Source organism: Caballeronia sp. (genome assembly GCF_028292365.1).
Taxonomy (GTDB): Bacteria; Pseudomonadota; Gammaproteobacteria; order Burkholderiales; family Burkholderiaceae; genus Caballeronia.
This window is the reverse complement of sequence record NZ_JAQGMM010000586.1, coordinates 1-5,877: the sequence shown is the minus strand read 5'-3', so window position 1 is coordinate 5,877 and position 5,877 is coordinate 1. Positions and strand designations below refer to the sequence as shown.

The window sequence follows — 5,877 nt, the reverse complement described above, 5'->3', positions numbered from 1 at the left end:
TTCGCATACCACTTCGGCGCGAAGTGAAACGCGCTCGCCACCAACAGGCAAGCGAGCGTTCCGACCGCGACCTCGCCGACTCGCAGCGTTGCAAAGAATGCGGTCGATCGGACTGACACGAGCCCATGTGCTTCGTACGTCACCATCAGTGCAGTCACGCCGCCCAGAACCCAGGCGTAGGCCGCTCTCGTCCCGTTGGCGTAATACACCGCCACGCCGCCGATGATCCCCAATGCGGGCACAAACAGCCACGGCCGGTCGCCAATCCAGGGGCCTATCAGGGTTCCAAGCGCGGCGCCGATCAGCGTGCCGATGATCCGATGTGCAGCGCGCTGCAGAGAGCCGGCAAAACTCGTTTGCATGACAGCGAAACCACTGATGGCTGCCCACCACGTGTCTGAAAGATGCAACGCGTTGGCGAGCGCGACCGAGAGCGCCACCGAGAGCATTGCTTCGGTCCCGAATGTCGCGCGCTCCCTGGAAGGCTTCCAGGCCGCCAATTCGCGTCCGAGCGATAACATGGCCGCCCGGCAGGTCTGGACCAGCGTGCCGACCAGCGTCATCCGCGCCTCCGTCTGGAAATTGAATCACTGCCTGCGTCCTCGCACGACAGTTTATTCCCGATGAGATAAACGTTAGTTCGTGTCGTGCTCGACCAGGAAAATCGACATCGCCTCGCGCAATGTCCGCGCTTTCTCGCGCAGGCTTGCGGACGCCGAAGCGACGCCCTTCACGTGCTGGACATCGCGCTCCAGCATCGCGTCCATCTTGCCCATGCCCTGGCTAAACTGGTCGACATCGACGCTCTGGGCATCACTTGACGTGCTGATATGCTCGATCAAGCTGGCGACGTCTTCCACATGGCCGACAACATGCCGCATAGCCGCGCCGGCGCGTGTCGCGAGCGACGAGCCCAGCTCGACACGCTGCAACGAATCGCCGATCAGATCCTTGATTTCGCGTGCCGCGCTCGCGCTCCGATGTGCGAGCGTACGGACCTCCTCGGCCACGACCGAGAAACCGCGCCCGTGGCTACCCGCGCGGGCTGCCTCGACCGACGCATTCAGCGCGAGGAGGTTAGTCTGGAACGCGATGCTCTCGATCATCGCTATCATGTCGCCCATCCGGTGCACGGCCTGATCGATCTCGTTCATCTTGTCGACCACCTCGCTGACGACTTGTTCGCTTTGCTGCGCCGCGGTTGACGTTTGCCGCGCGAGGCTGTTTGCCGATGCCGCGTGTTCCGCGCTTTGCCTGACCCGTTGCGCGATCTGCTCCATCGTGGTGTTGGTCGCGTTGAGCGTTTCGGCCTGGGTGGCGAATTCCTGCGACAAGCTATGGTTTTCTGCAGCAATGTTGTCCGATGAAGCCGCCATCTGATCGATTGTCGTGGTGATTTCCCGCATCGTGTCGTGGATGGCGCTGAGCGTGTCCTTGAAGGTGCGGCTGCTGCGTCCATGCAGCTTCATGGGCGGAAGCCGCAGGTCGAATTGACCCTCTTGCCGCGAAAGGTTTTCGCCAAGAACCGCGAGTTCCCGGCCTGTTTGTGCATCGGCTTTCATATGCTGCGCGATGAAGATCAGCAACCCGGCCTGGACGACTACGTAGGCCGCATGTAACAGCACCATCGACCATGCGGGCTTGGTGAAGCAATAGGCGTCCAGTCCGGCGAGCTGGAGATAATTGAACGTGAAGTGGTGCACTGCGATGACGCCAGCGGCACAAAGAATCGGCCGCCAGTCGCGATAAGCCAGCAGAAACGACATCAGCACAAAGATGCCAAAGTGCAATTCAGTCAGGCCGTGTTCCTGATGAATTTGCAACGCGGCGAATGTCATCAGGCTCGCAGCCAGGAAGAGTCGAGTCACCAGCGCGCCGGCACGCCAGTAGACCAGCATTGACGCGACAGCCGCGGTAGGCAATCCGACCCACAGCACGGCGCGCAGATTGTAGTCGCGTGCCGCCAGCAGGCAAGAGATCGTAAATAAACCCCATACGACAGCAATCATGAGCCTGTCGGCTTTCACATAGACCGTGTGCAGCAACTCGTCCGGTTGTTTCATGCGGCTCTCCCAGTTATTCGTTCTTATTGGTCTGGTCCGGGTGCGTCATGTCTGCAGTCGCTGATGAGGACCGCCGGCGCGCTCCAGGAACACTTTGGGGACAACGATGTGAGCGCGCCCGATTGCTGACGTGAGGCCCTGTCCACGAATCAGGCCTATGCATTACGGCACGCCTGTGCGTTTCTTTAGACAAAAAAAATGCCGCAGGGCGGCTAAGGGAGATCAGGTGCTCGGAGTCCGAGGCGACGCTGCGCATTGAAACGAAGCGGGTTGAGGCTGGACGAATCGTTAGCCGCCGCCGCTTCGGCATGGACCGCTTCCGCTGACTCCTTCCTCGCAAAACCACGAAGGCTTTGTACGCGAATCAGCGGAACGGAACCGTAGTGTGTCTCCTCACGGCGACGGCCTTCCCGGGTGCTGCTGGCGGATCGGCTGCACAACTTCTACAACATCAATCGTCCAGCTTCATTCTGCCCCGGCGGTGGGCGCTACGCCGCGACTGGCGTACTGCCCGGCCTCCGCATCCCACCCGCCGCCCAGCGCCTTGTACAGCGCGACCAGGTTCGTCGATACCGTCGCCGTGCTGTCGACCCATTGCTGCTCGTTCGTCAGCAAGGTTTTTTGCGCCGTCAACACATCCAGGTAATTCGACAGACCCCGGATATAGCGCTGGTTTGCGATGTCCAACGCGCGTTTTGACGCTTGCACGCTTGCATCCAACCGGTCCCGGCGACGTTGTTCGGCGCTAAAGCCGGTCAGCGCGTCATCGACTTCCTGAAACGCCGAGAGCACCGTCTTGCGGTACGTGATGGCCGCCTCCTGCTGCTGCGCCTCCCTCAACGCGAGGGTTGAGCGCAGGCGTCCGCCCTCGAAAATGGGAATCGAAAGGCTCGGCCCCGCGCTATAGCTGCGCGCGCCCCAGCTACCGAGATTCGTGAATTGCGTTGCCTGAATAGCGACGCTTCCCGACAGCGTGATCTTGGGGAAAAAATCCGCCTTCGCCGCGCCGATGTTCGCCGTCGCTGCATGAAGCTGCGCTTCCGCTTCGCGGATATCCGGCCTGCGCCTCGCGAGTTCCGATGACAGCCCGATCGGCACGCGTGGCGGCACCACGGGCGCGTCCGGCGTCGCCTTCAGCTTCGCCGCGAGCGCTTGCGGATACTCGCCAAGCAACACCCCAATGGCATTGATCAGCTTCGCCTCCTGCTGCTCCTCTTGCGGAATATCCGCGGCGTTCGACTCGGCCTGGCTTTGCGCATTGGCAACATCGAGATCGGTAGCGAGTCCATGCCTGGCGCGCTCGTTCGTCAACTGCACGGTGCGCTCGGCAAAGGCCAGGTTCTCGTGCGTAATGCGCAGCTTTTGCTGCGTTCCACGCAGATTGAGATAGTCGCGGGCGACTTCCGCAGCCGTCGACACAATCACGTCGTGCCGCGCTTCATTTTGAGCATCGACGGTGGCGCTCGCATTTTCGGCCGTGCGCCTCACGCGGCCCCAGAGATCGAGTTCCCACGATGCATCGAAGCCATATTGATACAAGTTGAAAGGCGGCAATGCGCTCGATGTGGCGCTTTGCGTCGGCACCCCGCCCTGCCGTCCGCCCAGCCCGTTCGTATCGGTTGCCGATGGTGACCCACTGCCACCGAGCAGACCGATGACGCCATCGGCGCTCTGAAGCTCACGCGTGTAGGACGCGTTGCCGTTCAACGTAGGGAGCTCGTCCGCTTTCGCTTGCCCGAACTGCGCCCGCGACTCGGCGAGCCGCGCCGCTGCGACCTTGAGATCGAGATTGCTATCCATCGCGCGCGCGACCAGCTCGGTCAGAAGCGGATCGCCGAAACTGTTCCACCACAGCGGATCAACGGGCTCAGGCACCGGGACCGAACGAACGGCATCGGTAGCGGTAGTGGTAGCGGCCGGCGCGTCGGGCCATTGCGCCGGCGTCTGCAAGGCGGGACGCTGGAAGTCGGGGCCCATGGTGCAGGCTGACAAGAAGACTACGAACGGAATCCATCGATAATCAATGCGCATTGACCTGTGCCCCCTTCGGCAGCTTCGGCAACAAGAAACAAATAGGAGCCAGCACGAGCGAGATCACGCCCAGCATGATGAAGACGTCGAGGTAACTCATGACCGACGCCTGCTGCTCGACCGTCGAGGCGATCGATCCGAGCGAGCTGACAAAGCCGTTGTACGGCGTGATGTGCTCAGCGAGCCTCGCATGGTGAAACTGCTCCCGCCACGCAAGCTGTGTTGTCACCAGCGACACGCCGAAACTGCCGCCGAGGTTGCGCATCATGTTGATCAGCGCCGACGCATTGTTGTTCTCTTTCGGCGGGATGCCGATGAACTGGACAGTCGAAAGCGGAATGAAGAGGAAGGGCAGCCAGATGACCTGATAAAGCCGCGACAACGATACATCCCAGAAGCCGATGTTCAAGTCGAGACCCGACGTATGAAGCAACGCGAATCCGGTGCCGACGAGCGACATCATGACGAGCCATTTGGGCTGGAAAATTCGCCCGGTCACGATGCCCGCTATCGGCATGATGAAGAGCGTAACCAGGCCGCCCAGACCGAGCGTCAGTCCCGCATTGGTTGCGTCATAGCCGAGCAGTTCTTGCGTGAATTGCGGCAGCATTTGTGTCGTGCTGTTGATGATGAAACCGAACGCAAACATCACGCTGCAACTGATGGCAAACGCGCTCGACTTGAACAGCCGCAGGTTCACGATCGGCTGTGCGGTTGTCAGTTCACGAATGACCAGCGCCACGAGCGCAACGCCCGAGATCACCGTGAACAGGCAAATGAAATTCGATGAAAACCCGTCCTCGCGTTCGAACTTGTCGAGCACGATCTGCAGGCAACCGAAACCAACCGCAACGAGGAAGAAACCCAGGTAGTCGATCCGCAGCCCTTTATCGAGCAGGGCACGCCGTTCCTGTTGCACCAGCTTGCTGTCGCTCACGAACATCCACGTCAGCACCAGCGACACTATGCCAACGGGCAGGTTGATCAGGAACACCCAGTGCCACGAATAGTTCTCGGTGATCCAGCCACCCAGCATCGGTCCAATGGCGGGCGCCGTGACGACCGTGAAGCCGTACAACGCGAACGCCATCGCGCGTTTTTCGGGCGTGAACGTATCGGCGAAAATGCTTTGCTCAACGGGCGCCAGACCGCCGCCACCCAGGCCCTGGAGCACGCGAAAGACGATCATCATCGGCAGCGATGTCGCGAACCCGCATGCCACCGAACTGATCGTGAACAGCAAGACGCAGAGCATGTAGAAACGCTTGCGGCCAATCACGTTCGCGAGCCATCCGCTGATCGGCAGGACGATTGCGTTGCTCACGAGATAGCTGGTCGTGATGTACGTGCTCTGGTCGAGGCTCGCGCCCAGGCCGCCGGCAATATGCCGGAGCGCCACGTTCGCGATGGTGGTGTCGAGCACTTCCATGAAGGTCGCGATAGACACAATGACGGCGATCAGCCACGGGTTGAACGGCCCCGCCGCCGACCTTGGCAAGGCTGCATGCGCTGCGTAGGGTGCGGCCATGGTTATCGCACCGTCACGCGCGGGCTGACCGAGAGGCCGGGCGCGAGCGGCAGGTGGCGCCAGTCGTCGCCGTCGAAGACGATCTTCACGGGCAGGCGCTGCACGACCTTCACATAGTTGCCCGTTGCGTTTTCCGCTGGCAAGCTGCTGAAAACGGAGCCGGTCCCACGCTGCAGGCTCTGTATGTGCGCATGCAGGACGTTGTCAGGATAGGCGTCGACGGTGACATCGACCCGTTGTCCCACGCTCATATGA

The 5,877-nt window shown here is 61.2% G+C and carries 4 protein-coding genes and 1 pseudogene; all 5 read right to left on the bottom strand.

What is annotated here, in order from left to right; all coding sequences use genetic code 11:
• Window positions 1–563 (bottom strand): FUSC family protein (locus JWR14_RS34510; RefSeq protein WP_299718444.1); only part of this gene is annotated, 563 nt, incomplete at its 3' end.
• A 72-nt stretch (window positions 564–635) separates the two neighbouring features.
• On the bottom strand, window positions 636–2,063 hold the full coding sequence (locus JWR14_RS34505) for a methyl-accepting chemotaxis protein (RefSeq protein ID WP_299718442.1): 1,428 nt from the start codon (window positions 2,061–2,063) through the stop codon (window positions 636–638).
• A 465-nt stretch (window positions 2,064–2,528) separates the two neighbouring features.
• Window positions 2,529–4,094 carry an efflux transporter outer membrane subunit gene (locus JWR14_RS34500; RefSeq protein WP_299718440.1) on the bottom strand — a complete coding sequence of 522 codons (1,566 nt, stop codon included), beginning with the start codon at window positions 4,092–4,094 and terminating at the stop codon, window positions 2,529–2,531.
• The gene (locus tag JWR14_RS34495; protein WP_299718437.1) at window positions 4,084–5,622 is read right to left on the bottom strand and encodes a DHA2 family efflux MFS transporter permease subunit; all 1,539 of its coding nucleotides are present in this window, start codon (window positions 5,620–5,622) and stop codon (window positions 4,084–4,086) included. Before JWR14_RS34495 ends, JWR14_RS34500 begins: the two co-directional genes overlap by 11 nt.
• A gap of 2 nt (window positions 5,623–5,624) precedes the next feature.
• Window positions 5,625–5,877, bottom strand: a pseudogene (locus JWR14_RS34490) (HlyD family secretion protein); the annotation flags it as partial.